27 protein-coding genes are annotated in these 25,790 nt (G+C 42.9%); 12 read left to right on the top strand and 15 right to left on the bottom strand.

What is annotated here, in order from left to right; all coding sequences use genetic code 11:
* Positions 1 to 35: 35 nt before the first annotated feature.
* From U5K35_RS04325 to U5K35_RS04300, 6 genes are all read right to left on the bottom strand, one after another.
* On the bottom strand, positions 36 to 3,206 hold the full coding sequence (locus tag U5K35_RS04325; protein ID WP_322570239.1) for a CHAT domain-containing tetratricopeptide repeat protein: 3,171 nt from the start codon (positions 3,204 to 3,206) through the stop codon (positions 36 to 38).
* Between the two features lie 76 nt (positions 3,207 to 3,282).
* Complete coding sequence (locus U5K35_RS04320) at positions 3,283 to 3,489, bottom strand: hypothetical protein (protein WP_322570238.1); 207 nt, start codon at positions 3,487 to 3,489, stop codon at positions 3,283 to 3,285.
* 60 nt (positions 3,490 to 3,549) lie between these two features.
* A complete protein-coding gene (locus U5K35_RS04315) occupies positions 3,550 to 3,756 on the bottom strand; it encodes a hypothetical protein (protein WP_322570238.1) in 207 nt (68 codons plus the stop codon).
* A gap of 60 nt (positions 3,757 to 3,816) precedes the next feature.
* The gene (locus tag U5K35_RS04310) at positions 3,817 to 4,023 is read right to left on the bottom strand and encodes a hypothetical protein (protein ID WP_322570238.1); all 207 of its coding nucleotides are present in this window, start codon (positions 4,021 to 4,023) and stop codon (positions 3,817 to 3,819) included.
* Between the two features lie 58 nt (positions 4,024 to 4,081).
* The gene (locus tag U5K35_RS04305; protein WP_322570238.1) at positions 4,082 to 4,288 is read right to left on the bottom strand and encodes a hypothetical protein; all 207 of its coding nucleotides are present in this window, start codon (positions 4,286 to 4,288) and stop codon (positions 4,082 to 4,084) included.
* Between the two features lie 60 nt (positions 4,289 to 4,348).
* Positions 4,349 to 4,573 carry a hypothetical protein gene (locus U5K35_RS04300; RefSeq protein WP_322570237.1) on the bottom strand — a complete coding sequence of 75 codons (225 nt, stop codon included), beginning with the start codon at positions 4,571 to 4,573 and terminating at the stop codon, positions 4,349 to 4,351.
* Between the two features lie 284 nt (positions 4,574 to 4,857).
* Between U5K35_RS04300 and U5K35_RS04295 the strand changes: the two genes are divergently transcribed.
* Positions 4,858 to 5,412 (top strand): sigma-70 family RNA polymerase sigma factor, encoded by a 555-nt coding sequence (locus U5K35_RS04295; protein ID WP_322570236.1) that lies wholly within the window; start codon positions 4,858 to 4,860, stop codon positions 5,410 to 5,412.
* A gap of 4 nt (positions 5,413 to 5,416) precedes the next feature.
* On the opposite strand, the gene U5K35_RS04290 is transcribed toward U5K35_RS04295, so the two are convergent.
* The 3 genes from U5K35_RS04290 to U5K35_RS04280 are packed head-to-tail and all read right to left on the bottom strand — an operon-like array spanning position 5,417 to position 9,195.
* The gene (locus tag U5K35_RS04290) at positions 5,417 to 6,010 is read right to left on the bottom strand and encodes a DUF6992 family protein (RefSeq protein ID WP_322570235.1); all 594 of its coding nucleotides are present in this window, start codon (positions 6,008 to 6,010) and stop codon (positions 5,417 to 5,419) included.
* A 47-nt stretch (positions 6,011 to 6,057) separates the two neighbouring features.
* Positions 6,058 to 6,729, bottom strand: a complete 672-nt coding sequence (gene pdeM, locus U5K35_RS04285) for a ligase-associated DNA damage response endonuclease PdeM (protein ID WP_322570234.1) — start codon at positions 6,727 to 6,729, stop codon at positions 6,058 to 6,060.
* Positions 6,730 to 6,735: 6 nt separating this feature from the next.
* Positions 6,736 to 9,195, bottom strand: a complete 2,460-nt coding sequence (locus U5K35_RS04280) for a ligase-associated DNA damage response DEXH box helicase (RefSeq protein ID WP_322570233.1) — start codon at positions 9,193 to 9,195, stop codon at positions 6,736 to 6,738.
* Positions 9,196 to 9,352: 157 nt separating this feature from the next.
* Between U5K35_RS04280 and acs the strand changes: the two genes are divergently transcribed.
* Positions 9,353 to 11,251 carry an acetate--CoA ligase gene (acs, locus tag U5K35_RS04275; RefSeq protein WP_322570232.1) on the top strand — a complete coding sequence of 633 codons (1,899 nt, stop codon included), beginning with the start codon at positions 9,353 to 9,355 and terminating at the stop codon, positions 11,249 to 11,251.
* Positions 11,252 to 11,299: 48 nt separating this feature from the next.
* Here the strand turns inward: acs and U5K35_RS04270 are convergent, their stop codons facing one another.
* Together U5K35_RS04270 and U5K35_RS04265 are read right to left on the bottom strand one after the other, a co-directional pair.
* Positions 11,300 to 11,668, bottom strand: a complete 369-nt coding sequence (locus tag U5K35_RS04270; RefSeq protein WP_322570231.1) for a hypothetical protein — start codon at positions 11,666 to 11,668, stop codon at positions 11,300 to 11,302.
* Positions 11,669 to 11,722: 54 nt separating this feature from the next.
* A complete protein-coding gene (locus U5K35_RS04265; protein ID WP_322570230.1) occupies positions 11,723 to 12,937 on the bottom strand; it encodes an alanine dehydrogenase in 1,215 nt (404 codons plus the stop codon).
* A 150-nt stretch (positions 12,938 to 13,087) separates the two neighbouring features.
* Here U5K35_RS04265 and rsmA point away from each other — a divergent pair, with 150 nt between their 5' ends.
* The 5 genes from rsmA to U5K35_RS04240 all read left to right on the top strand — a co-directional run bounded on the left by rsmA (position 13,088) and on the right by U5K35_RS04240 (position 16,800).
* The gene (gene rsmA, locus U5K35_RS04260; RefSeq protein WP_322570229.1) at positions 13,088 to 13,867 is read left to right on the top strand and encodes a 16S rRNA (adenine(1518)-N(6)/adenine(1519)-N(6))-dimethyltransferase RsmA; all 780 of its coding nucleotides are present in this window, start codon (positions 13,088 to 13,090) and stop codon (positions 13,865 to 13,867) included.
* Between the two features lie 177 nt (positions 13,868 to 14,044).
* Positions 14,045 to 14,332: a co-chaperone GroES gene (gene groES / locus U5K35_RS04255; RefSeq protein WP_069133402.1), complete on the top strand. Its 288-nt coding sequence runs from the start codon at positions 14,045 to 14,047 to the stop codon at positions 14,330 to 14,332.
* A 50-nt stretch (positions 14,333 to 14,382) separates the two neighbouring features.
* Positions 14,383 to 16,053 carry a chaperonin GroEL gene (groL, locus tag U5K35_RS04250; protein WP_322570228.1) on the top strand — a complete coding sequence of 557 codons (1,671 nt, stop codon included), beginning with the start codon at positions 14,383 to 14,385 and terminating at the stop codon, positions 16,051 to 16,053.
* Between the two features lie 99 nt (positions 16,054 to 16,152).
* Positions 16,153 to 16,308: a hypothetical protein gene (locus U5K35_RS04245; RefSeq protein ID WP_322570227.1), complete on the top strand. Its 156-nt coding sequence runs from the start codon at positions 16,153 to 16,155 to the stop codon at positions 16,306 to 16,308.
* 63 nt (positions 16,309 to 16,371) lie between these two features.
* Positions 16,372 to 16,800, top strand: a complete 429-nt coding sequence (locus U5K35_RS04240) for a four helix bundle protein (RefSeq protein WP_322570226.1) — start codon at positions 16,372 to 16,374, stop codon at positions 16,798 to 16,800.
* A gap of 266 nt (positions 16,801 to 17,066) precedes the next feature.
* On the opposite strand, the gene U5K35_RS04235 is transcribed toward U5K35_RS04240, so the two are convergent.
* The 3 genes from U5K35_RS04235 to U5K35_RS04225 are packed head-to-tail and all read right to left on the bottom strand — an operon-like array spanning position 17,067 to position 19,464.
* The gene (locus tag U5K35_RS04235; protein ID WP_322570225.1) at positions 17,067 to 18,014 is read right to left on the bottom strand and encodes a stomatin-like protein; all 948 of its coding nucleotides are present in this window, start codon (positions 18,012 to 18,014) and stop codon (positions 17,067 to 17,069) included.
* Complete coding sequence (locus U5K35_RS04230; RefSeq protein WP_322570224.1) at positions 18,011 to 18,964, bottom strand: SPFH domain-containing protein; 954 nt, start codon at positions 18,962 to 18,964, stop codon at positions 18,011 to 18,013. The genes U5K35_RS04235 and U5K35_RS04230 overlap by 4 nt, the downstream gene beginning before the upstream one ends.
* A gap of 2 nt (positions 18,965 to 18,966) precedes the next feature.
* A complete protein-coding gene (locus tag U5K35_RS04225) occupies positions 18,967 to 19,464 on the bottom strand; it encodes an NfeD family protein (protein ID WP_322570223.1) in 498 nt (165 codons plus the stop codon).
* A gap of 427 nt (positions 19,465 to 19,891) precedes the next feature.
* On the opposite strand from U5K35_RS04225, the gene kbl reads away from it, so the two are divergent.
* The 4 genes from kbl to U5K35_RS04205 all read left to right on the top strand — a co-directional run bounded on the left by kbl (position 19,892) and on the right by U5K35_RS04205 (position 22,971).
* A complete protein-coding gene (gene kbl, locus U5K35_RS04220; protein WP_322570222.1) occupies positions 19,892 to 21,085 on the top strand; it encodes a glycine C-acetyltransferase in 1,194 nt (397 codons plus the stop codon).
* A 97-nt stretch (positions 21,086 to 21,182) separates the two neighbouring features.
* Positions 21,183 to 21,569: an endonuclease domain-containing protein gene (locus U5K35_RS04215; protein WP_322570221.1), complete on the top strand. Its 387-nt coding sequence runs from the start codon at positions 21,183 to 21,185 to the stop codon at positions 21,567 to 21,569.
* A gap of 82 nt (positions 21,570 to 21,651) precedes the next feature.
* Positions 21,652 to 22,608: an NAD-dependent epimerase/dehydratase family protein gene (locus U5K35_RS04210; RefSeq protein ID WP_322570220.1), complete on the top strand. Its 957-nt coding sequence runs from the start codon at positions 21,652 to 21,654 to the stop codon at positions 22,606 to 22,608.
* 144 nt (positions 22,609 to 22,752) lie between these two features.
* Positions 22,753 to 22,971 carry a TRIC cation channel family protein gene (locus U5K35_RS04205; protein ID WP_322570219.1) on the top strand — a complete coding sequence of 73 codons (219 nt, stop codon included), beginning with the start codon at positions 22,753 to 22,755 and terminating at the stop codon, positions 22,969 to 22,971.
* Positions 22,972 to 23,084: 113 nt separating this feature from the next.
* Here the strand turns inward: U5K35_RS04205 and U5K35_RS04200 are convergent, their stop codons facing one another.
* Entirely contained in the window at positions 23,085 to 24,029 is a 945-nt protein-coding gene (locus tag U5K35_RS04200; protein WP_322570218.1) for a hypothetical protein, read from the bottom strand.
* Positions 24,030 to 24,240: 211 nt separating this feature from the next.
* Between U5K35_RS04200 and U5K35_RS04195 the strand changes: the two genes are divergently transcribed.
* The gene (locus U5K35_RS04195; RefSeq protein WP_322570217.1) at positions 24,241 to 25,620 is read left to right on the top strand and encodes a carboxypeptidase-like regulatory domain-containing protein; all 1,380 of its coding nucleotides are present in this window, start codon (positions 24,241 to 24,243) and stop codon (positions 25,618 to 25,620) included.
* Positions 25,621 to 25,790: the final 170 nt, after the last annotated feature.

Raw genomic sequence — 25,790 nt, 5'->3', positions numbered from 1 at the left:
ATCAGGAACAGGCAAAAGGAATGGCTCCGTCTTGTTTAAGCTACAGTGAATTGTTTTCGTCGTCCTGTCACAACTAAGCCCGTTAAGAAAAGCATCGCCAAAAGCAGAGATCCGGCAAACCAATTTTTATTTGTGACGACCGGCCTGTTGTCTCCGTTTAAAATATAGGGACCCCAAAAGTGAGGGTTCGCGTTCTTATGTTTGATGAATTGTATTTTCGTTAGTTGAAGCGCCTTGGATTTTGTCTCTCCGTTATTCAAATGCTTATAAAACTCTTCAGCAAATTCTGCGGCATAATGATCATTTACAGACCAAGAGTTAAGCACCAGACTGTTAGCACCTGCGTAACGGAGAGCCCGGCTGATACCCATCACTCCACTGCCTTGAAGGGAACGGTCGCCACCCGATTCGCATGAGTTCAGCATAATCAAATCATTTTGCAGATTTAGCTCAAATAGCTCGTAAGCGAATAAGCGACCCGAAAGTACCTGATTTGACTTTTCTGTCTCATCGGCATAAAAATGAAGGGTGGAAAATAGCGGATCACTTTCAGAAACTTCACTATGCGTTGCCATATGCAGAATACTGCTGTTACCGGCATTATTTCGGAATTTTTGAACAGTGGCGTTTTCGTTAATAAACGTTTTATTTTGATCTAACCGATTCAGCTCTTTACTAATATTTATGATCTCCTGTGGCGCTTTTGGCAATGACACAAGATTTCGTGAGGTGGCATCATTTTGAAAATCGTTCACTCCAAACCCTGAAAATCCGTATTGATGATTAATTCTCTGCTGTCGCTCTGTTAAGTCATTAAGGCTGTTTAGGGTACGAACTTCTGCTTTTTCAATCAGATACTTAGCGGAGCCGAAACTGTTTGATGATTCAGGGCGGTTTATAGGAATGATTCCAAAAGGGAGCTGATGAAAATAACCATCAGCCATTACAATGATGGAGTTTGACTGATTAATGATTGAGTCAATATCGATCAACTGCCCTATCCTGTAAAATTTCTCCAGATCCGTTTCTCCAACAAGAATAGACTCTATGGCACTTTCAAAAAGTGCTCTGTTTGATTCATCCAGATGAATTTTTTTGATTTTTAAATTTGACTGATCGATAACGGATACATACAGCTGATCCTTTATTTCCGTCATATGAACCAGAGACTCAGAGAAACCAAGTTGACGTTGAACAGTTTGAAGGTTTAGCGGTTGATCAATTGATGTTTCCTCAGGTGACGAAAGCATTTGTCGTTCAGCGGACAATTTTGAAAGGCGATTTTGCAGTGAAAGCCGATCACTATCACTAGCAACTAAAATTTGTCGTCGAATCCGGTCCATCTGTTGAGTCAGATTCTTAATGGCAGTAAGTGTCTCCTCACTTAAACGGGAAGAGCGTACCAGAGGATTGTCCGTCAGGGTAGCATCGTTAATGGTTTTAATTCGATCAAACAGGATCAGAGCATCGGCGTACTGTTTGTTCTGTAGTAGATAATCAGCATATTTTTCAAACAGGTAGAGATACTCCTCTTCCACTGTCCAGTAACCTGATTCTGCTTCGGAAGTATTACGGGAGCGCTCAAAAACCAAATCGGCGGCTTCTGAATATAATCTTTCAGCCTCTGATGTGTTTCCAAAATAAGATTCTATATCGGCCTGAATGGTTTGTGAAAGAATGAGTTTAGGAAAATCAAGATTTGAGATATCATGAGCACGAAATTCACGCATTAATTGGCGCGCCTCGTTGTAATCGTTTGTTTTAATATCAATTTGAGCTATCTGAATTATAGCTTCAAGAAAAGTAAGAATATCCGATTCCCCTGCTGACCTAGATTTTACTCGTTCAAATAGGCGCCTGCTTTCATCAAAATTTTCCGTAGAATTAGAAATTTTTGCCTTTTCAATATCAACAATATTTTTAAGTCGATAACTAGATGAATCAGATAAAAGTGAGTCAGCGATTTCAATATTTCTCAGTGCATTGCTTAAATTTCCCAAGTAATTAAATTCAAAAGATGCTTTTGCAGTATAAATTGTAATCTGATTGTCAATTTTTCCTGCCTCTGAGGCTAATTCTATCGCTTTATCGATATAATCACTTGCTAAAGCCCAATTTTGATTTCGTGAATATACTATGTGCAAATTTCGATATATCCGAGTTTCATAATCAATATTTCCAATGCTTTTTGCAATTTCCAAGGCTTTTAATTGGGTATTGATGTAATTCGTATTTTCTCCAGTTTTAAAATAAACTAAGCTCAGATTATTGAATAAACTTGCTTGAAAGGATGTCGGGAGTTCTTCTGCTTCATTTAAGATCGATAAAAAAATCTCTTTTGCTTCCTGATACTTTCCAATCTGATATAAATAGCCACCATGAGAGGCAAGTATCGAATTAAGTGTGGAGTTTATTTTAAAATGTTTACTAATAGGTATTGTGAATTTCCGCTGTGTTTCAAGACTTTTGTCTATATGTCCCAAGCTGTACAGCGCGAATTCAGCTCCCCACAGCAGGTTTAGTTTGATTCTTGAGTGTGGAAGATGTTGAAGATGATGAAACTGATCATACATCGAATTGATGGAGTGATATTCGTCAGTTTCATAATAGGCTTTTAAAATAGTAGCGGTTTGGTAGCTCCTTTTGATACGGTTTTCGAAGCTCCTATTGGACGAATTTTCCCACAGGGTCTTAACAGAATCGAAAAACTTTTCAGATGTTACATTGATATTGCTCACGTGAAACGAGATCAAAAAATGCTGAAAGCCAATGGTAGAATTGATAAACGCTTCATTGCCAACTTGTTTGCCGTCTCTGACTAACTGATTGAGAGATCTGAATTGTTTGCTTTGAGCCGTATCGTAAAATTTGGTATATCCTTCAGTACGATTGTCAATATTTTCTTCCAGAAGAAGATAGCTTAGCAGCAAAAGTTCATCTTCTTTCTGAATCGCCAATTCATAAACAAATTCTTTGAGATCCGCTTGAGTAGTTAAGGCATCTCTTATTTCTTGACTCTCTAATTCATCAATAATCAGCTCTCTATGTTCTACAGGACTGGAGTAGTACAGGGTGCCTGTAGCCCAAATGGTTTCTGTACTGACCTCTTGATTAATTTGGTCATTTAGGAAATTTTGGACGTAGCTCTCCCAAGAGTTTGAATTGGACATAAAAAATGTCAGGAGCAGAATGACTTTAACCATCATGCAGATATCTCAAGGGTAAATCTAAAGCGTGTAATTAGTACCAATGTACTAATTAATTAAGTAATTATTTGCTTTGTTACCATTCGCCGTCAGTCATGACAGGTTTAACGATGATGGGTTCGAGGTCATTTCCGGCTTCGGCATCCCAGGTATCGCCGGCGCGTTCCACGGTGGTGGTTTCCTCGGTAGGTTCGTCGATCAGATCAACGTTGGCATCGGTAACGGTAGCACATCCTGTGAAAAGGATAGAGATGGTGAACAGAGAAGCAATCAGAGTTTTCATAGCAATCGTGTTTAGTGAGTTGAGTATTGAGCAGTTGTTAGAAAGTAATGGATTGGTTGTTTACCATTCGCCGTCAGTCATGACAGGTTTAACGATGATGGGTTCGAGGTCATTTCCGGCTTCGGCATCCCAGGTATCGCCGGCGCGTTCCACGGTGGTGGTTTCCTCGGTAGGTTCGTCGATCAGATCAACGTTGGCATCGGTAACGGTAGCACATCCTGTGAAAAGGATAGAGATGGTGAACAGAGAAGCAATCAGAGTTTTCATAGCAATCGTGTTTAGTGAGTTGAGTATTGAGCAGTTGTTAGAAAGTAATGGATTGGTTGTTTACCATTCGCCGTCAGTCATGACAGGTTTAACGATGATGGGTTCGAGGTCATTTCCGGCTTCGGCATCCCAGGTATCGCCGGCGCGTTCCACGGTGGTGGTTTCCTCGGTAGGTTCGTCGATCAGATCAACGTTGGCATCGGTAACGGTAGCACATCCTGTGAAAAGGATAGAGATGGTGAACAGAGAAGCAATCAGAGTTTTCATAGCAATCGTGTTTAGTGAGTTGAGTGTTGAGCAGTTGGTTAAGAGAGTAATGAGTTGGTTACCATTCACCGTCAGTCATGACAGGTTTGACGATAATGGGTTCGAGGTCATTTCCGGCTTCGGCATCCCAGGTATCGCCGGCGCGTTCCACGGTGGTGGTTTCCTCGGTAGGTTCGTCGATCAGATCAACGTTGGCATCGGTAACGGTAGCACATCCTGTGAAAAGGATAGAGATGGTGAACAGAGAAGCAATCAGAGTTTTCATAGCAATCGTGTTTAGTGAGTTGAGTATTGAGCAGTTGTTAGAAAGTAATGGATTGGTTGTTTACCATTCGCCGTCAGTCATGACAGGTTTAACGATGATGGGTTCGAGGTCATTTCCGGCTTCGGCATCCCAGGTATCGCCGGCGCGTTCCACGGTGGTGGTTTCCTCGGTGGGTTCGTCCATTAGATCTACATTGGCGTCTGTAACAGTTGCACAGCCGGCAGCAAAAAATAGAGCGATAGCAGTTAAAGATAATTTTGAAATCAGTGTTTTATATGTATCCATGATAGTTTCCATGTTAGTTAGGTTTAGTAAAATATATATTTGTCCTCAAGAACAAGAGTATTTGGTGTCTTTATTGTTACAAAAGAAATTGTAAGTTAAATAAATCTAATTGTCTATGGAAGGCTGTAAATTTTAATAAATCAAACTTTGTAGACGATTTTATTTACAAAAATGATTTGTACTCTCTGTATCGGTTTATATATTCTTTAAAGTATCATCAAATGGAATATCGATCATAATATTGGTTGATAAGCCGTTCAATAATAATTGATTAGGATACAGATTTGGCTAGAGTTGATTATTCGGAATTAGTAGAAGCTATACAGAATGGGGACGATCTGACGGCGAACAGGCTACTCGAAGAGTTGATGCCAAGGATTGTAGACTACCTTGTAGTTACCATGAAAGCCGATCGAAATGAAGCCCGTGAATGCACTCAGGAAGTTTTTACTGAGGTATACGATCGAATAAGGAAAGATAAAATCAGAGAGCATAAATACATTTTTAGATACATCACTCTTTCTGTAAAGAATGAATATGTCCGCTACAAAAAATATCAACACCGATTTGCATCACCGGATGAAGCGTACGATCAGGCAGAGCCGGCCGAACAGATTCGAAACTTAATGGATGAAGAGCGAATGCAGCATTTGGAGGAGTGTCTGTATGAGCTGGATCGAGAGAGCCGTTCACTGATTCAATATATGTTAAAGCATCCGGATAAGAGCAGCAAAGAGTATGCGGATCATTTCAACATATCGAGTGGAAATGTTCGAATACGGAAATCAAGAATTCTGAATGTGCTGCATCACTGCTATAAGAGAAAATCCTCTAAGTAGTCATTCAGAAGGGGATTGTTAATGAAAGTGCTGTTCCCGTGAACTGTATATTTTCCAGGCTTTCAATTAAAGGTTTACTCTGATTTCTGCTTAAAACGTAGAGGATCAGATCAAAAGTAAACAGAAATCCGCCCTGCAAAATCATGGACTGGCCATAACCGACAAGACGGTCACTCTCCTTTCGAAGTCCCCTCTCCCATAAGTAGGCTCCGATAGCCATGTATCCAATATCTAGACCGGCGTTAAAAAGAAGAATATTCTCAAAGTTTTGAAACTCACTGATGGTTTCCGAAAGCGATAAGCCCGGAGAAGAGTTGCGTAATCCATAATAACCAAAGCCCGCAATCCCGAGATTTACGGTATTCCATGCAGCATTCATTTGATGGAAATACTTAGTTCGTCCGCCGGTTTGAGTCATACCAATACTGCCGATAGCAATGTTGGTAATAGCCCAGCCTCCCAGAATTAGCATACCATTACTATTCAAGTAAATGCGATCGCGATTGATTTGCTCCAAATCCAAAGATGAATTTTGGGCTATGATCCAGCCTGAAAATAAAATCTGAATCAGAAGAAATAAGAAGAGAGTTTTTTTCATATCGCCGTGGTTATCATTTTCGTAATTAACTTATTTTTATCGAGAAATCATTCATTTTTGTTCAATAAATCAATGACGCGGTTTTCTACGATTGGAAATATTTTTCGATTTTCACCCGGCTGAATAATATGTAAACCTGTGAACTCACCAAAAGCCGGCAGGATAATTTCTTGATCAGAAACTGAAAAACAGGGGAGTCTGAGCCTCTGTTTTCCTTTACCCTTTAGCTTTACTCCCGGATGAATATGACCTGAAATGATTGTTTTGTCAGATTTCTTTTGTAAATCTGCTGCGTCGTGAACAAGCAGGAAATCACCTAACTCCATGCGATCGATCACCTCAATATCTGCGGACCGGTAGAATGAGGTGTGAAGCTGATCGTGATTTCCGGAAACCAAAACTATATTTAAATCAGGAAAAGTTTTGCGCCACTCTTCAAACTGAAACCACTCTCGGTTTGCACTGCTGTGAAAAAGATCGCCCAGAATGATCAATTTTTGCGGCTCGGAGAAGTCGATGAGTTTTGATAGACGATCAAGGTTTTTGAGATTAGCTTTTCCGGGCGCTGCAATTCCCAATTTTCTAAAATGACCCGTTTTTCCAAGATGTAGATCACTCAGTATCAGATACTTTCTATCCGGCCAGAACAGAGCTTTTTGAGGGAGCAATTCCAAACGTTGATTTCGAATGGTGATATTTACGGTATCTGTCGGCAACATTCTGAATTAATCCTTCTCCAGTTCTTTTTGCATTTTCATGATACGATCGAGCAACTTTTCGGATGAAAGGCGTTCACGCAAGCGATCTACAAAAATAGGAAAAGCGAGTGGCGAAAAACGATCTACTTCTTTTACAATAATCTCCTGTTTGTTGATTCTTTCCAACGCCAGTCGAAGCCGGGATTCGTCCAGTTGCTGATCTAACACTTCATCGTAAGCCTGCTGCAGCAATAGGTGGTCAGGTTCATATTCCGAAAATACATCAAAAAAGAGAGAGGAAGACATTTGAAGATGCTTGCCGGCTTTTTTGTTGCCGGGAAATCCGGAAAAGACCAATCCGGCAATTTGACTGATTCCACGAAACTTTCTCTTTGCCAGTTCGGTGTCGTTCAAGCTGCTTAAAATATCAGGAATCAGGTTCTCGTGTGAAAAGAGATTGTTCTCTAAAGCTTTCAATATTGGAATATCCTGATCAGAAAGCAGTTCAAATCCGTAATCATTCATTGCAATAGAGAATGTGATAGGAGTCAGTTTTGAAATTCTGTGGGCGATCAAAGCCGACAGACCTTCATGAACGTAGCGTCCCTCAAACGGAAAGAAGAAACAGTGACACCCCTCTTTCGACCATGACTTCTCAATTAAAAACTGCTCTTCGTTGGGAATAAGAGACCGTTCCCGCTGAACATCCAGGATGGGCTGAATAGAGATTAACTCTTCACTGTCAGTATTACCTTCTGCAGCTTCTCTGAATTTTTTTCGAAGCAGTTCCGACATATTGGAAGAGAGCGACATTCGTCCACCAAGCCAGCTTGGTACCTTGCTGGACTTCTGTTTCGAGCGCCGGACAAAAACCGTCATGTTTTTTATCTGTACCAGTTCAAGATTCCTGCCGGCAAACCAGAACGTGTCTCCAATATTGAGCTGGGAGATAAACCACTCTTCAATTCTTCCGAGTCTGCCACCCTTGAGATACTTTACAGAGAGCATTGTGTCGCTCGTGATGGTCCCGATCGACATTCGATGCCTTCTGGCAATCCTGCGATCAAATACTTTCCAAACTCCATCTTCATCGATCTCCGTTTTTGAATAGTCATCATATCGGCCAAGCGAAGATCCACCCGTGTGGATAAAATCCAGAATTGAGTTCCATTCCTTATCTTGAAGTGTTTGATAAGCAAATGTCTGCTTTACCTCATTGAAAATCTGATCCGGCTCAAAACCTTCAGAAACTGCGAGCGTAACCAAGTACTGAGATAAAACATCGAAAGGCTTGAGAATTGGAGTACGGCTTTCAACCATTTCATTGTTGAGAGCATCTTTCAGCGCTGAGGCTTCAATCAGTTCCAGTGCATTGGTGGGCACAAACCAGATGTTACTTTCAGCGTCAGGCCGGTGACCACTTCGACCGGCACGCTGCAGAAATCGTGAAATTCCTTTTGGGCTGCCAATTTGAATGACTTTATCAACCGGGCGGAAATCTACTCCAAGGTCCAGGCTGGATGTACAGACTACAGTTTTCAAGGTTCCTTGGTGAAGGGCATCCTCAACCCAATTCCTGACCTCTGATGACAGTGATCCGTGATGAAGGGCGATGGTGCCGGCAAGTTCAGGTTTAGCTTCCAGAATGTTTCGAAACCAAATCTCGGATTGAGATCTCGTGTTTGTGAAAATCAGGGTAGAACCGGTTTCGTCTAAAATAGGAAGGATTTTAGGCAGCAGCTGGATACCAAGATGACCCGACCATGGAAATTTCTCCACATCATCAGGCAATACGGAATGGGCGTTAATTTTTTTCTGAACATCAGCCCTAATGATGGATCCTTTTTTTGCACGATCGGGGCCTAAAAGAATGTCCATCGCCTCCTCCAGATTCCCAATGGTTGCAGAGATGCCCCACGTTTGCAAATCAGGTTTTAATCCAAACAGTCTTGATAGACCAAGTTCAGTTTGTGTGCCACGCTTTGAGGCAATCAGCTCGTGCCACTCATCCACTACCACGGACTTCAGATGTTTAAATCTCTTTGGATACTCTTTCTGGGCTAACAAAATGTGCAGGCTTTCCGGGGTTGTGATCAGTACCTCCGGCATCTGCTTTTTCTGCTTCTGTTTTACTGATGAGGAAACATCGCCTGTTCTGCGCTGAATTTGCCATGGAATATCAAGCTCATCAACCACTTCCTGCATCGCCTGTTCAATATCCTTGGCGAGTGCTCGTAGCGGGGTAATCCACAGCAGCTGCAACCCGTTTTTCTGAAGCTGAGTATAATTTTCAGAATGCTCGTTGATCCATCGAATTAAGACCGGCATGAAAAGCGCGAAGGTTTTACCACTGCCAGTGGGCGCATTTAACAATCCACTTTTATTCTGTTGAATTTTTTCCCAGACGTTTTTTTGCCAATCGAACGGAGTAAGGCCTTTCTCGTGAAACCACTTTTCAATTATTTTTTGTCCTTGCTTGCTACTCATAGATGCTTTGTGAATCAATCAGATAGTTTAAATACCTGAAATGCCGATGCCGTTCCCGCCCGGAATAGCAAAAGGATGAAAATTTTCTTGATAATGAGTAGAAAAAACGACAAAATGAAAGCGCTTCGTTTTAATATCAAACTTAACAGAGATTGTCATGTGGCTGAACATCAAATCATTTGAAGAATACAAAGAGGTTTACGAACAGAGCGAAAAAAATCGCGAAAAGTTTTGGGAGCATGAGGCGGGGACTTTTTACTGGCGGAAAACCTGGGATAAAGTTCACTCCGGCAGTTTTGAAAAAGGGGACATCAAATGGTTTGAGGGCGGGAAGCTGAATATTACTGAGAATATGCTTGATCGGCACCTCAACACGATTGGCCACAAAACGGCATTTATTTTTGAGCCGAATCACCCTGACAGTTTTCGTCGAACGATCACCTACCGTCAGCTTCATGAGGATGTCTGCCGGTTTGCCAATGTATTGGAAAGCAAAGGAGTAGAGAAAGGAGACCGTGTCTGTATTTATATGGCAATGACACCCGAGCTGATTATATCCGCGCTGGCGTGTGCAAGAATCGGGGCCGTTCATTCGATCGTCTTTGCAGGGTTTTCTGCTCAGGCACTTGCTGAGCGAATTCAGGACTGCGACGCAAAAATGCTGATTACCAACGACGGTCTTCGCCGTGGCGACAAACACGTTCCATTGAAAGATATTTCTGATGAGGCCCTGAAGGAATGTGACACTGTAGAAAGCGTTATCGTCTGTCAGCGAACGAACCGCGACATCGGTTGGGTGGAAGGACGCGATGAGTGGTGGCATATGCTTATCAGGAATGCTTCCAAAAAGCACACGGCAGTTGAGATGGACGCGGAAGATCCACTGTTTATTCTATATACTTCCGGTTCAACCGGCAAACCCAAAGGAGTTCTGCACACCTGTGGCGGATATATGGTTTATACGGGTTATACCTTTAGAAATGTATTTCAAGTAGAAGAAGAAGATATCTATTGGTGTACGGCAGATGCCGGCTGGATTACAGGTCATTCCTATATAATGTACGGGCCGCTATTTAACGGGGCTACGGGTATTATTTTTGAAGGCACGCCGGTTTACCCAGATGCCGGCCGATTATGGGAAGTTGTTGAGAAGTATAAAGTCACGCATTTTTACACGGCGCCAACCGCTATTCGGGCACTGATGAGTTACGATCTGGATTATGTTCGGAAGTATGATCTCAGTTCATTGAAAGTTCTTGGTTCAGTTGGTGAGCCGATCAACGAGGAGGCGTGGCACTGGTACAATGATCACGTCGGTGGCGGACGCTGTCCGATTGTGGATACCTGGTGGCAAACTGAAACAGGCGGTATTTCGATTTCACCGCTGGCGGGAATCACACCAACCAAACCGGGTTTTGCGACACTGCCGCTGCCGGGAATTTCTCCAGTTCTGATGGACGAAAACGGTAAAGAAATTGAAGGTAACGGTGTAAACGGAAATCTTTGTATTAAACATCCATGGCCGGGAATTGCCCGTACGGTTTGGGGTGATCATGAGCGCTATCTTAAAACGTATATGAGTGCTTACAAAGGCTACTATTTTACCGGAGACGGCTGCCGGAGGGATGCAGACGGATATTATCGTATAACCGGTCGTGTGGACGATGTATTGAATGTATCAGGCCACAGATTGGGTACAGCTGAAATTGAAAACGCCGTGGATGAACATCCGAACGTTGTTGAGGCTGCTATTGTCGGGTACCCGCATGATGTGAAGGGGCAAGGTATTTTTGCCTTCATGGTTTGTGAAAAACAGCCGAAAAGTCCGGAGGACTTCAAGCAGGAAATTCACGATCTGGTTAAGAAAATCATCGGCCCGATTGCCAAGCCTGATAAAATTCAAATCGTTTCCGGTTTGCCCAAAACCCGTTCCGGAAAAATCATGCGTCGTATTCTAAGGAAAATTGCAGCGGAGGATCTGGACAATATCGGGGATACATCAACACTTCTGGATCCGGCGGTGGTGGAGGATATCAAAAAAGGGAAGGCGTATTAATGAACCAGAAGAATTGTTGCGGAGTGGAGGTTTTCCACTTCGTGCATTTTAGCCGGTAACGAATCCGGTTGTCAATAATATCAAGCTGAAAAAGAATAAGCTTAGCCTAAACCTCGTACTGATAATAATGGGATGAAATAGCATTCCGTAAGTAAGAGGATGTCCCTTCAGCCAGTTGTAGTAGTGATGACGGTGGAGCGCTCCCATAGCTGTGGTGACATGGCCGTGCAGAATTGTCAGCATAAAGGGCAGCGCAAAAATAATCGATCCCGGGTAAGCAATCATTTGGTTTACACCGAGTGAGTCACACAAAAAATAGTAGGGCCAGGCAAAAATCAGCAAAAGAGGTACGGATAGAGCCCAATTTATGAAAGCGATTCGGCGGTAATTTTTTTCACTCAGTTCAGATGTGGACATTCGGGGATACGATAAATACTCTGTTCACTTTTGCGTTTTGCTTTTCAAACTCAGTTAAATCTGACTCGCTATCAGCATCTCAATATCACGGTAAGGCATTTCAAACTGCTCGGCTAAGCCTTTTTTGGTGAGATGCTTTTTATATACATAAGCTCCGTTCCGAAGGGCTGTGTTATTCCACAAACACTCTTCGATTCCCCCGCCGTCTCCCAATTCAACAAGATAGGGGACGATCACGTTGTTAAGCGCATAGGTTGCAGTTCGGGCCACATTGGAGGGGATATTGGGCACACAGTAATGAACCACATCATATTTTCTGAAAACGGGATTGGAGTGCGTGGTTGCCAGGCTGGTAGAAATACAGCCACCCTGATCGATAACCGTATCAACAATCACGCTTCCCGATTTCATGGACTGAACCATAGGATCGGTTACCCAGCAGGGTGCGCGTTCGCCCTCCGTCATGGCGGCGCCAATAACTACATCCGCAAATTCCAGTGCGGTAGATAGATATTGATGATTGGCCGTCGCCGTAATGATGCGGCGGTCGAATGAATTTTCAAGGCGGCGGAGCATGGCGAGATCATTATCCATCACAAAAACCTGAGCTCCATATCCCAGCGCTGTGCGGGCCGCGTACTCACCGGTAATGCCCGCGCCAAGGATGGCGACCGTTGCAGGTGGAATTCCGGAAATACCTCCCAGCATGATACCCTGTCCGTCGCTTCCGTTCTCCAAATAGTGTGCAGCGATTTGAACCGCCATTGACCCGGTGATTTCGTGCATCATCCGAACAATCGGAAATTCATTGTCGCGGCTCTTGATGTATTCGTATCCGATAGCGCAGACACCCTTTTTGATGAGTGCGTCCAGAAAATCCGTTGAAGTGTGGCCGAGATGGAGGGCGGATAGCAGAATTTGATTCGGCTGCATCCAGCCAAGCTCTATTTTAGTTGGAGGTGCCACCTTTACAATCATCTCCGATTTTCTAAAAAGCTCTTCAGCACTGTGAGAAATCTCTGCACCGGCCTCGGCATATTCACTGTCTGTGAAATGTGCATCAGCTCCTGCATTTTTCTCTACATAGATTTCATGCCCGTTGGCAATTAGTATGGAAACTCCGCCGGGTGTGAGAGAAATTCGCCGCTCATCATTCGATGTCTCCTTGGGGAGCCCGATTTTCAGTGATCGGGCTGACTTGGTCTTCATCAGGCTTTTTTCAAGTGTTTGAATGCCTAACTGTTCAGTATCAAAAGGGTTGATTTCCATATCAATGCAATCTGAATGAGCGTGTGGACTATCGGGTAATTATTGGGATGTAATTTTTTAGTTAACGGAATCACCCGTAAAAGTGTGAAAAATCTGTTATGTTAATCTAATCAAATTCAACAAGATCTTCATTTAGATATTCACCTGAAAATGGCAAACCATCCCAGGACAAAAAAGAGTTTAGGTCAGCATTTTTTAAAGGACCCAAATATGATCCAAAAAATTGTGGATTCTATTCCGGCTCAAAAAGAAGATCGAATCGTGGAGATCGGGCCGGGAGCGGGTGCGATTACCGGTTTAATACTACAGGCGTATGACGACGTAGTTGCGGTAGAGATTGATCAGAGAATGGTAGAGCATCTTACAGAGGAGTACCCGGATCTGAAAATTGTTAATGAAGATATTTTAAAAAGTGACTGGTCTGAATTTGTGATTGCCGACAAACCTGTTCATGTGGTTGGAAATCTTCCGTACTATATCACCAGTCAGATTCTGTTTAAGGTTTTGGAGTATAGAAAGCATATCACTTCAGCTCTTTTAATGATGCAGAAAGAGGTTGCGGAGAGAATTGTGGCCGAACCACGGAATAAAGAGTACGGAATTTTGAGTGTTCAGACTCAGCTGATGAGCAGCCCGGAGATTTTGTTTGATGTGCCTCCCGGTGTATTTTCTCCGCCGCCCAACGTGAACAGTGCCGTATTAAAACTGACGTTTGATCAACCGGACTTGACATGTTCGGATAAGAATTTAAAAACTGTTGTAAGGATGGCATTCAATCAGAGAAGAAAGAAATTGAGCAATGCCCTGAAGCGCCTGGATACGGAGTTACCTGAAGATGAATTTGATTTTAATTTGCGCGCCGAAGCACTGACACCTGAAATGTATGAAAAGTTGACAGCCCGCCTTGAACAACTTGGCACATTTTCATGACTTTTTTGAAAAATTACTCTTCCTAAAGCCCACCGAAAGAGTAATTCGTATACCATTTGGCAAATTTGTGTCTTTGGTACGGATGTTGCAGACATCAAGACAGAATAAAAAGCGCAATCTTTGCGCCACAAAAAATTAAACGATTAACCAAAAACCTAATAAGTAAGGAGTCATCATATGGCTAGTATAAAACCATTAAGCGATCGAGTGCTTGTTCGCCCGATCGAAGCTGAAGAAAAAACCAGCTCCGGAATTATCATCCCTGATACTGCAAAAGAAAAACCACAGCGGGGAACCGTGGTAGAAGCAGGTCCCGGAAAAGTTGAAAACGGGAACAAGATCGACATGTCTGTTAAAAAAGGAGATGAAGTACTTTACGGAAAGTATTCCGGAACCGAAGTTACTCTTGATGGAGAAGAGTATCTGATTATGAGAGAATCAGACATTCTTGGTATTGTATCCTAAAACATTTGTCAAAAACGATTTAATAAACACTAACAAAACAACATAAAATTATGTCAGGAAAACTAATTCATTACGATGCGGAAGCACGTGACGCACTCAAACGAGGTGTGGATAAGCTTGCCAACGCTGTAAAAGTTACATTGGGTCCTCGCGGAAGAAATGTAGTTATTGAAAAATCTTTCGGTGCACCTACAATAACCAAAGACGGTGTTACTGTTGCCAAAGAGATTGAACTCTCTGATAAGGTTGAAAATATGGGCGCACAGATGGTACGTGAAGTTGCGTCTAAAACAAATGACAATGCAGGTGACGGTACAACAACCGCTACTGTTTTGGCTCAGTCTATCATTCAAACCGGTCTGAAAAATGTTACTGCCGGTGCGAATCCGATGGAACTGAAGCGCGGTATTGAAACTGCGGTTAACGCGGTTGTCAAAGAGTTAAAAGCTCAGAGTAAACCGGTTGGTGACAGTCTCGACAGTATTCGTCAGGTAGGAACTATTTCTGCCAACGGCGATGAAGAGATCGGTAACAACATTGCCGACGCTATGGAAAAAGTTGGTAAAGATGGTGTAATCACCGTGGAAGAGGCAAAAGGTACTGAAACATACCTCGAAACTGTAGAAGGTATGCAGTTCGACAGAGGTTACCTCTCACCATACTTTGTGACCAACAGTGAGAACATGACCACTGAAATGGAAGACCCATACATCCTGATTTTCGACAAGAAAATCTCAGCGATGAAAGATCTTCTGCCAATTCTCGAGAAAGTTATCCAAACCAATAAGCCGCTATTGATTATCGCTGAAGATATTGAAGGCGAAGCACTGGCTACATTGGTTGTGAACAAACTTCGCGGATCACTGAAGATTGCAGCTGTTAAAGCTCCGGGCTTTGGCGACAGAAGAAAGCAAATGCTCGAAGATATCGCAATTCTGACCGGTGGTACTGTAATTAGCGAAGAGCGAGGCTATAAGCTTGAAAATGCTACACTCGACTTCCTCGGTACAGCAGACCGATTGAACATTACCAAAGACGATACAACTCTTGTTGGCGGTAATGGAAAATCTGATGACATCAAAGGGCGAATCAATCAGATTAAATCTCAGATTGAAAACACTACTTCAGACTACGATCGTGAGAAACTGCAAGAGCGTCTTGCCAAGTTGAGCGGCGGAGTTGCAGTACTCTACATCGGAGCTGCTTCTGAAGTTGAAATGAAAGAGAAGAAAGCTCGCGTTGAAGATGCACTTCACGCTACACGAGCTGCCGTAGAAGAGGGAATTGTTCCCGGCGGTGGGGTTGCATACCTGCGCACACTCAAGGTTTTCGATAAACTGAAAGCTGATAACGGTGACCAGGAAGTTGGATTCAACATTATTAAGCGTGCGCTTGAAGCTCCATTAAGAGCGATTGCGAATAACGCCGGTGTTGAAGGATCTATCGTGGTTCAGAAAGTGCTCGAAGGCAAAGATGCTTTCGGTTTCAATGCACGAACTGAAGTGTATGAAGATCTGATCAAAGCGGGTGTTATCGATCCAACCAAAGTTACCCGAACTGCACTTGAAAACGCTGCTTCCGTTGCCGGCCTATTGCTGACAACCGAAGCTGTAGTTGTCGACAAACCATCTAAGAACGATGACGACGACAACGGCGGAATGCCAGGCGGTGGAATGCCAGGCGGAATGGGAGGAATGGGCGGCATGGGAGGAATGATGTAATTCATTCCCCATAAAACCCGAACTGATCATTCAGTTTGAATTTGAAAGCCTCATTTCCAGTTTTGGGAGTGAGGCTTTTTTATTGAAACGCAGAACCCAGTGGGAAACCGCAGAACCGTAGAACAGAAAAACAGAGGAACCGATGAAGTAGGTACAGAAGCAGAAAATTCTATTCTGCCTCAAATACACTTTATCGGTTTTACGATTCGTCGGTTTTTCAGTTCTACGGTTTTCCTGTCTACCGCTAATCTTTAAAAAGAATTGTAAGGAATCTTGATTTCCGGTTTCATACTGAAAAGAGAAATAAACCGGAAAGTTATGAAACGAAAAGTATATGACCTTGAAGATCGGCTGATTAATTTTGGTGTGATAATTATTGAAGCGGCTGAATCGATGAATAAAAAACGGTATGCCGGTCTTTATTTGTCAAAGCAATTGATTCGGTCGGGAACATCACCGGGCATTCATTATGGAGAGGCGCAAGCTGCTGAGTCGAGAAAAGATTTTATTCACAAGATGAAAATTATTCTTAAAGAGCTCAGGGAAACACGTGGAAATCTCAGGATGAGTTATCGTGTAAATTTGTTTCAATCAAGCAGGGATATTGAAGGTGTTATTGCCGAATGCACAGAATTGATCGCAATATTTGTAAAAAGCATTCAAACCGCTGAAAGAAATGGGAGAACCGAAAAGAAAGGAAAAGTGAAACCGATAAACGGACGAACGGAGAAACTGAAGAACCGATGAAGTGGTAATCCGTTCATTATTGCCACAGTTTTTCTCTTACTTTTTTCGGTTCTGCGGTTTATCGGTTTCTCTGTTCTACGGTTTCCCTACTGGTTCCGCTCTATGCAGGCCGAAGAAAACTTAAAACATAAATCAGCCGCATGAATGCCTTAACTGATTATCCACTTTTTTGTTGCCAGTCCAGTGTGATTACACCCCTCCCGGCTAACGCCGTACTCCCCTCAATGGGAGACAATGCCTGCTGATTTCTCCAGTGATGTAGCATTCTACTTCTTAGCTGTATCCTCAACCTCGTCAAGCTGTTCGAGGGAAAGACCTTCTATCAGCGTGTCGTAGTTGGTAATATCTTTTGGTAAGATGATTTGATTTTCATCTTTGGCCAGCCCGTCCAATACTTTTAGATACTTCTGCTTTAGCTGTAGTTTCATTGCTTCTTTTCCTTTAGGCTGTGAAATAGCATCGGCGATTTGTTCAATAGAAACCGCGGTGGCTTCGGCGATCGCCTCAATCTCATTGGCCCACCCTTCGGCTTCGTTTATTCTGCGCTGCATTTCTGCTTCAGAGATATTCACCATCTCGGCTCTGCGCCCCTGGGCGTCGTTCACGTTGGAATCCCGAACACCCTCTGATTTTGCGATTACGGCCCGTCGCTCTCTTTCAGCGGTCATCTGACGCTCCATCGCTTTTTGAACCGTTCGGGGCGTGTTGATATTTTTAATCTCATATCGATGCACGCGGATTCCCCAAAGCTTTTCTACATCCCCTAAAACTTCAACCACTTTCTTGCTCATCTTGGCCCGTTCCTCAAATGTTTCGTCAAGATCGAGAAGTCCAATTACAGAGCGGGTTGTGGTTTGGGCAAGCTGAACCGCTGCATATCGATAATTTGTAATTCCATAACTGGCGTTAACCGGATCGACTACGCTTATGTAAAGCACGCCATCAACTTCAACTTTCACATTGTCTTTAGTGAAACATTCCTGTGGTTCTACCTCAATCGTTTCTTCACGAAGGTCCTGCTTGTAAACGACCTTGTCCACAAAAGGAATCAGAGCGTGAAATCCGGGTCCAAGCGTTTTGTGATAGTTTCCAAGCCGCTCAACAATATGGGCGTACTGGTTTGGAACCAATCGGAGGGCCTGTAAAAATTTGAATGTAAGATAGATTGCGAAAATCGCCAGAACGACCTGGCTAAATATATTTAATGCACTCATGCTGTTGGCCCCTGTGGATTTGCTGTTGATGATGAACTGTTGTTTTGAGTGTGTCGCTGAAGTGTTCCAACACCTTCAAAAAATGTTTTCAGATTGGCTGTTTCCGTAGGCAGAACCGAAACATTAGTATTCTTAATGATTTTGCCAAACTGATCGATGTACTGCTCTACAAGTTTTGTCTTGACAGCTAAATCGCCGCCGGGTTTTTCAATGGCTCTGGAAACGCGTCGGATTCCATTGGCGGTAGCCGTAGCAACCAACTCAATCTCTTTAGCACGACCTTTTGCCTCATTGATTCTTTTCTGCCGCTGAGCTTCCGAAATTAAAATCTGGCTCTGCTGCTCACCCTTCGATTCGTTAATCCGCGCTTCCCTGTAACCTTCAGAATTTGTTATTTCAGCACGTTTTTCACGCTCGGCCTCCATCTGCTTCTCCATGGTATCCACAATATCATTGGAGGGACTGATATTCTTGATTTCATACCGCATCACTTTTATTCCCCAGGGATCGGCTGCATCATCGATCTCTTTAACAATGTTTTCATTCATCATATCCCGTTCCGAAAACGTATCATCGAGCGTGATTTTACCAATTTCGCTTCGCATGGTGGTTTGTGCAAGATTCACGGCTGCGGCTATATAATTGGAAATGCCGTAGCTGGCGCGATATGCATCCATTACCTTGATATAGATTAGCCCGTCAACGGCTACTTCAATATTATCTTTGGTAATACAGGTTTGGCTTGGCACATCAATAACCTGCTCCCGCATTTCCTGCCGGTATGCGGCACGGTCGATAAAGGGGATCATAAAATGAAATCCCGGAGAAAGCGTCTTTTTATACTTTCCAAGGCGTTCCTGGATTACCTCTTCGCGAAACTCCACAATGATGAAAAGACGCGTAATAATCACAAATAGAATGGCAAAAAATATGAGTAGTGCTGTCCACATAGTTAGTTTTTATTTCGATTTTTAAGTTGCTCTTTAGATGGTTCTTTCACGCCCAGGGCTTCAACAATCCAGGTTGTGTTTTCACGATATTGTATGCGAACCTTTTCACCTGCCTTAATGGTGCCGTCGAGAGATTTGGCTCTCCAGCTTATTCCATTCAGCCGAATTCTTCCACTGTTATTCTCTTCATTTATCTCTTCAATAACATCCACTACTTGATCCATGGCCTCGTAGTCTTCATCCGCAAACTTAAAATAACTTTCAGGTTTCAAGTACTTTTTTATAAACGGACGAATCGCAATGGTAAGAACAACAGACAAAGTCAGCCATACGGCTAAGGAACTTCCGGTACTTGAAAGGAGTCCTAAAAACCGGAGTATACCGACTGTAATACCGCTGAATCCCAGGAAAAGTGCTACACCTCCGGGAAGTGCCATTTCGAGCAGCATTAACAAAAAGCCGCCCCCTAGGAAAATCCAGGTCAGAATATCTGCATCCATAGAGTATGAATAGATTGATGTTTTTGGTTAGATAGGAATTTGTACGGTTAAAGTCTACAAAAGTTATGCAACTTATTTTAAACTGCTAAAGATCTAATATTTTTACACCTATTCACACAGGAAATCTTAGTTCTGCCAATAAAAAACGTATCCATGACAAAAACAAAAATGGCATAAACCAATGTGCAGTGAAAGGTTTACTCTATGATGAAAGACGGTGTCGTGTTGGTTGATGAAAACATAGTTATAATGTAATTCTGCCTCCTTTCAATCCCATACCGATTATTTAGTTTGAAATTTTCGTTACGGCAATTTTTTAAAAAGGTTTTTTATGCTCAATAACGTGCAGAGTACTGCCAAAAGACTCCTCATTTTTTCTTATTTTCAATCCGAAAAAGAGCAACTCATCATTTAAATTTGCCATACCATGTATTCAAACCTGAAAGACGATCTGCAAGCTGAACTGGATCAAATCAAAAAAGACGGACTTTATAAAGAGGAGCGTGTCATCACTACGCCTCAGGGTGCTGTCATCAAGACCACAAAAGGTGCGGAGGTCATTAACTTTTGTGCAAATAACTACCTGGGCCTGTCTTCTCACCCAAGGGTTATCGAAGCGGCAAAGAATACAATTGATAAATATGGGTATGGAATGTCGTCGGTTCGATTTATATGCGGTACACAAACTATTCATAAAGAGCTGGAAGCAAAAATCTCTGAGTTTTTAGGCACTGAGGATACGATTCTCTACGCTGCTGCATTTGACGCAAACGGAGGAGTGTTTGAACCGCTGCTTGGGAAAGAGGATGCCATTATTTCCGATCAGCTGAATCACGCCTCTATTATTGATGGAGTTCGTCTCTGCAAGGCGCAGCGATATGTTTATAAACACAACGACATGGCTGATCTGGAAGAGCAACTTAAAGCCGCTTCCGGCGCACGGACAAAAATTATCGCTACAGACGGTGTATTCTCTATGGACGGCACCATCGCGCAGCTTGATAAAATTTGTGACCTAGCAGATAAATATAACGCATTGGTGATGAGTGATGAGTGCCACTCAACAGGATTTGTCGGTAAAACCGGTCGTGGTGTTCATGAGTACAGGGATGTGATGGGTCGTGTGGATATTATCACCGGAACGCTTGGAAAGGCACTTGGCGGTGCATCAGGTGGATTTACCGCTGCTCATAAAGAGATTGTGGATATGCTGAGACAGCGTTCACGTCCATACCTATTTTCAAATACGCTTGCTCCTGCCATTACCGGGGCTTCCATTGAAGTCTTGAAGCTACTGAGTGAAACGACTGAGTTGCGCGACAAACTCGAAGATAATACCACCTATTTCAGAAAAGCGATGACGGAAGCCGGATTTGACATCAAGCCGGGAAATCATCCCATTGTACCGGTGATGCTGTACGACGCGAAAGTATCGCAGGACTTTGCCGAAATGCTTCTCGAGAAAGGCATTTATGTGATCGGTTTCTACTACCCGGTTGTTCCGAAAGGAGAAGCGAGGATTCGAGTACAGCTTTCAGCGGTTCACGAAAAAGAGCATCTGGATAAAGCTATTGAAGCTTTTACTGAAGTGGGTAAGGAATTAGGGGTTTTGAATAAGTAGTGGTGATTTGAGGAGCTCCCCTCCTGAGTAAGGAGGGGACAGGGGAGGTTGCCTCCTTGAATTACAGCATAGGTTATCAATTTTCCGAGATAAAAAAATGTTAAATCCTAAAAAGACCAAAAACCAAAGAAGATTTCTTCGTAAGAACATGACCAAATGGGAAGTGCGACTTTGGAATGATCTTAAAGGGAAGAAAATGTTCGGATTTAAGATCAGAAGACAGTTTGGAGTAGGCAACTACATAATTGATTTCTACTGTCCGAAGTTAAAACTGGCAATTGAGATTGACGGTGATGTTCATCACTATTCAGACAAAAAGAAAGCTGATAAAGCTAAAAATGACTATGTGAATGAGCTTGGAATTAAAATGGTAAGAATCCAAAATTCTGATTTTGAGGAGGATTACGAAACTGTTTTGAAGTATCTTGAAAGGGTATTTAAAGCTCGAGCTAAAGAGTTTGGACTTACAATAGATGATGTTTGAGGGACAACCTCCCCTTAATCCCCTCCTTACTCAGGAGAGGAAATCTACCATACACATAAATTAGAATAAATAATAAGTTTCAATGAGTAGAATATTAGTAACCGGCGCCCTCGGGCAGCTGGGCAGTGAGTTAACGGCTGAACTGAGAAATATCTACGGTGCCGGAAATGTAATTGCAACCGATATCCGGGAGCCGAATGAGCAAATTGGAGAGGGTCCGTTTGAGCATCTGGATGTAATGGATAAAGCACGAATTGAAGAGGTGATTGAGAAGTATGACGTTACAATCATATATCATCTTGCCGCGCTTCTGTCTGCCAATGCTGAGCAGAATATTAATTTGGCCTGGAAGCTTAATATGGATGGTCTTCTCAATGTGCTGAGTATCGCCAGGGAGAAGAATTTAGAACGAATTTTCTGGCCAAGCTCCATTGCCGTTTTTGGCCCAGATGCTACCAAGAAAAATACACCGCAAAACACACCGACAAATCCGACAACTGTTTACGGTATCACAAAAGTGGCTGGCGAACAGTGGTGCGCCTATTTTTATAACAAATTTGGTGTGGATGTACGGAGCCTAAGATACCCCGGTCTCATTGGCTATAAATCCCTGCCCGGTGGCGGAACGACCGATTATGCCGTAGATATTTATCATAAAGCTCTTGCCGGTGAAACATTCTCCTGCTTCCTGAAGAATGATACGGCTCTCCCGATGATGTACATGAGCGATGCGGTAAAGTCGACCATCGAGCTGATGCAGGCTGACGAGGAAAAGATCAAAGTTCGAACCAGTTACAACGTGGCTGCAATTAGCTTTACCCCGGAAGAAATTGCGGGTTCTATCCAAAAACAGATTCCGGATTTTGAAATTGAGTATGAGCCCGATTACCGGCAGGAGATTGCATCATCCTGGCCCGACAGTATCGATGACTCAGCTGCAAGAAACGACTGGGGGTGGAAGCATGAGTTCGACCTTGATAAAATGACGGAAGATATTCTCAAAAATTTGCCTAACGTCATCGAAAAAGCAGAAAGTTAATATTTAAGAGAGGATATCGAAATGAAATTTCCCCTCCTGAGTAAGGAGGGGATTAAGGGGAGGTTGCTTTTTTTATTTCATTTATCGAAATGTGTTAATCCCGTAAATGCACTGTTTGAAAACAGTAATTAAATCTCTTTCTGAATGCCCATTCAACCCGAACAATTTATTCTGATTATTGAAGCCGCCGGAACGTTTATCTTTGCGGTATCGGGTGTTACGGCGGCAATTCGGAGCCGGTTTTATCTGTTTGGTATTTTTGTTCTGGCGTTTGTGACGGTAATAGGTGGCGGTACGATTCGTGATATTTTGATCGGCAATCTTCCTGTCAGCGTTGTGATAAATGGCAATAAATTTTTATAACAGGGCTAGTTTCAGTAAGTAGCTCTTATCGACGCTGACAGAATCACGCAAAAGCACCGTGAGTGCTGTCAGGTCTCATCAGTTCAAACATCCGCGAAATCCCAAAATCCGATTTATCCGCGTTTCTTCTTTTGATTGATAATATAATTTACAAACATAAATTCAATCGCAGCGGCTTCAAATCCCTTCCAGTTTTTGATCATTTTTTGGAAATTCTTATCTGATGTGTTGTCCGGATCTCCACCATAACTCCTGATAATGTATCTTCGCAATCCTTTCTCTTCTCCACTCTTCATATTGCTTGGAAAAACCGCCTCGGTTGTTTCACGGAACAACATCAGGTCTTGCGCTGAGGTAGGACCGATTCCGCGGACTTTCGAGATCTTATCGTAAAATTCCTGCGGGCCGGCTTCCTTATCCAGATATGTCATGTCAACTTCACCGGCGAGAATATCCTGCGCAAGTCCGACCATATACTCTCCTTTTCTGAGGGTTGGTCCCATCTTCCGAATCTGAGCCGGATCCGCTTTGGCAAGCTGAAATGGTCGTGGCCATGCGGGAAGGGTTTTTCCGTTATGGGTGAGATGAGTTCCATATGCTTCCCGCACCTTGAACGCCATTTTTTTCGCCGTTGGTTTATGGGCCATCTGCATCTGGATAATTCGATTCATGATATCCTCCAGCAAGGTACCGCGTGACATTCGTTTCAGACCGTAGAATTCAGTCAGTTTAGGTCCGAGTATAGGATCATTTTCAGCCTGATCATAAAGCGGGCGCAAGTCAAGATTGGTACCTAGAATTCTGGCCAGTGTTCGGTTTGTCTGCTCAATTTCATCTTTAGTAAGATCTTCGGCTGATTCGATATGAAACTCCGGGTTTTCAGGATCACCGTTGAAAAAGATGGTTGCTACGATGTCTCTTTCATCGAGCGGGATCGGCCTTGTGAAGCCCTCTTCAAAAATAGATTCGGGATCATGCTCGTGGTCGAAGTAATTCTCTACATCGAGACAGATAAACCAGTCGTGTGGCGGAATAGATTTTAGTGTCCAGGATGACATAAGCGAGTGTTAAAATCGATTTTAATTTCATGTTCAATGATACTGAAACACTGATAGAGTTATGGAACGTTCTCGGGTTTGATTAAACCGCAAATTAAGAAGATGATACGCCGAGCTGCTCAGAGTAAGGTTCTCTGCTTGCTTCGGTCACAATTTTAGCATTTACAGGAAGTGGTGTTGAATTATTACTACGGTTTTAGTAATTAGTAAAATGAAGAATTTAATCTACTTACCTGTTGCCGCTTTAATTTTCCTTTTAGCAGGGACTGAGGCTTTCGCGCAAACCGTCATTAGCGGGAAAGTCCTCAGTGCTGATGGTTCGCTGATCCCGAAAGCAGAAGTTTCAACTATAATTCCGGGCATAAAGGATATATTTACTGATAAACAGATCAGGGTAGAAGTAGCAGAAGACGGTGCTTACCGGCTTCAACTCGATCAACCGGGAATTTACAGTTTAACGGTAAGAGGTGTTTTTCATCATACCATGTACATACCGGTGTTGGTTTATGATCAGCCATCCATGGAGATAAACGTTCTGATGCTTCCAAAGGCCTATAAAGATGGAAGGCATTTCGGAAACGAAGGCTATCTTCAGTGGATTCGGGTGCTGGGTAATTTCAATGATTACGATTTTCATTCAGGAGAAGAATTTACTTTAAATAAAGATGGCTCTATTTCAACCATGGTTCCGGTTACGTCTGATACCATGCGTATTCAGGTAAGTGGGCTCAATTATGGGATGGGTACCAGTGCGATCACGCCCGCTGACAGGTACGAACAGTTATCTGACAACTCATTCGTTTCGGTTTTATATAAAAATCTGCCCGCAGATTCACTCGAAATCCGCTATATACCGAATGAAACCATTCCATATCGACGAACAGTATTGGAAGACAGAACTCCCAACAGTCTGCCAATCGATGGATTTCTTGCTTTTAGAAATGATCATGACAGATATTGGGTTGAGCCGCTTATCGCTATGCGGTCAATTCCTTTCCGGTACAGGATAGTGGATTACAGTTTTTCTGAAGGAATTCCGCCAACGGATCAGCTCGAATTTCAAAACAGCGAAATTGAGTCATTTTTTGATGTGGATTGGCGTAGATCCATAGATGAAATAACTGGCGCATTGAAGAACAGTTCACTTCATGAACAGCAGGTGAATCTGCTGCTTGTTGCCTATGTGGGAGTCGCTCATCGCGCAAATATGAGCAGAGATTATTTAAAGAGCATAAGGGGCAATGATAAACTTCCCGAGTTCGAATATAATCCGGAAATCATAGAGAGGATTTTTGAAGAGGTTGAACCTGGTCATACCGTTTGGGCCAGAAGTAGCCAAATACCACTTTTTCTTATGGATCTGCAACAGTTTGATGAACGAAGTGTAGCCTATTTTACCGATCTTGTTCGCAACCATAACAGTGATGATCTGGCAGTACGGGTATCTCAGGCTATTGTTGAAAGAACAGCTCAAAACTATACATCGGTTGATCAGATGCCCGTATATCAGGCTATTTTGCAGCGCTTTGGTGAAGGAAATGCTCTGTTGCGTGCTGAGATGATTTTTGAAAAACAGCATCGAAGTGATTAATACTGTGTACATGGTTTCAAATCATGTTAGTTAGTTGATTTGAAGTTTAGGAGTCATTACCGGTGACAGATTAGGAAAAGCTTCAAATTGCGCATCAAACACCCCTCCCGGCTAAAGCCGTACTCCCCTCAAGGGGAGATTTATTCTGTCACCACCGAAATAGTGTTGCC

Origin of the sequence: Rhodohalobacter sp., assembly GCF_034521535.1 — a bacterium.
In the GTDB taxonomy this organism is placed as follows: domain Bacteria; phylum Bacteroidota; class Rhodothermia; order Balneolales; family Balneolaceae; genus Rhodohalobacter.
The sequence above is the reverse complement of the archived record's forward strand: the minus strand, read 5'-3'. Positions and strand labels throughout refer to the sequence as shown.

Coding starts and splice junctions, on each gene's coding strand:
- U5K35_RS04325 (WP_322570239.1), bottom strand. CDS start 3,206: ATGATGGTTAAAGTCATTCTGCTCCTGACATTTTTTATGTCCAATTCA.
- U5K35_RS04320 (WP_322570238.1), bottom strand. CDS start 3,489: ATGAAAACTCTGATTGCTTCTCTGTTCACCATCTCTATCCTTTTCACA.
- U5K35_RS04315 (WP_322570238.1), bottom strand. CDS start 3,756: ATGAAAACTCTGATTGCTTCTCTGTTCACCATCTCTATCCTTTTCACA.
- U5K35_RS04310 (WP_322570238.1), bottom strand. CDS start 4,023: ATGAAAACTCTGATTGCTTCTCTGTTCACCATCTCTATCCTTTTCACA.
- U5K35_RS04305 (WP_322570238.1), bottom strand. CDS start 4,288: ATGAAAACTCTGATTGCTTCTCTGTTCACCATCTCTATCCTTTTCACA.
- U5K35_RS04300 (WP_322570237.1), bottom strand. CDS start 4,573: ATGGATACATATAAAACACTGATTTCAAAATTATCTTTAACTGCTATC.
- U5K35_RS04290 (WP_322570235.1), bottom strand. CDS start 6,010: ATGAAAAAAACTCTCTTCTTATTTCTTCTGATTCAGATTTTATTTTCA.
- pdeM (WP_322570234.1), bottom strand. CDS start 6,729: ATGTTGCCGACAGATACCGTAAATATCACCATTCGAAATCAACGTTTG.
- U5K35_RS04280 (WP_322570233.1), bottom strand. CDS start 9,195: ATGAGTAGCAAGCAAGGACAAAAAATAATTGAAAAGTGGTTTCACGAG.
- acs (WP_322570232.1), top strand. CDS start 9,353: ATGTGGCTGAACATCAAATCATTTGAAGAATACAAAGAGGTTTACGAA.
- U5K35_RS04270 (WP_322570231.1), bottom strand. CDS start 11,668: ATGTCCACATCTGAACTGAGTGAAAAAAATTACCGCCGAATCGCTTTC.
- U5K35_RS04265 (WP_322570230.1), bottom strand. CDS start 12,937: ATGGAAATCAACCCTTTTGATACTGAACAGTTAGGCATTCAAACACTT.
- rsmA (WP_322570229.1), top strand. CDS start 13,088: ATGGCAAACCATCCCAGGACAAAAAAGAGTTTAGGTCAGCATTTTTTA.
- groES (WP_069133402.1), top strand. CDS start 14,045: ATGGCTAGTATAAAACCATTAAGCGATCGAGTGCTTGTTCGCCCGATC.
- groL (WP_322570228.1), top strand. CDS start 14,383: ATGTCAGGAAAACTAATTCATTACGATGCGGAAGCACGTGACGCACTC.
- U5K35_RS04240 (WP_322570226.1), top strand. CDS start 16,372: ATGAAACGAAAAGTATATGACCTTGAAGATCGGCTGATTAATTTTGGT.
- U5K35_RS04235 (WP_322570225.1), bottom strand. CDS start 18,014: ATGAGTGCATTAAATATATTTAGCCAGGTCGTTCTGGCGATTTTCGCA.
- U5K35_RS04230 (WP_322570224.1), bottom strand. CDS start 18,964: ATGTGGACAGCACTACTCATATTTTTTGCCATTCTATTTGTGATTATT.
- U5K35_RS04225 (WP_322570223.1), bottom strand. CDS start 19,464: ATGGATGCAGATATTCTGACCTGGATTTTCCTAGGGGGCGGCTTTTTG.
- kbl (WP_322570222.1), top strand. CDS start 19,892: ATGTATTCAAACCTGAAAGACGATCTGCAAGCTGAACTGGATCAAATC.
- U5K35_RS04215 (WP_322570221.1), top strand. CDS start 21,183: ATGTTAAATCCTAAAAAGACCAAAAACCAAAGAAGATTTCTTCGTAAG.
- U5K35_RS04210 (WP_322570220.1), top strand. CDS start 21,652: ATGAGTAGAATATTAGTAACCGGCGCCCTCGGGCAGCTGGGCAGTGAG.
- U5K35_RS04205 (WP_322570219.1), top strand. CDS start 22,753: ATGCCCATTCAACCCGAACAATTTATTCTGATTATTGAAGCCGCCGGA.
- U5K35_RS04200 (WP_322570218.1), bottom strand. CDS start 24,029: ATGTCATCCTGGACACTAAAATCTATTCCGCCACACGACTGGTTTATC.
- U5K35_RS04195 (WP_322570217.1), top strand. CDS start 24,241: ATGAAGAATTTAATCTACTTACCTGTTGCCGCTTTAATTTTCCTTTTA.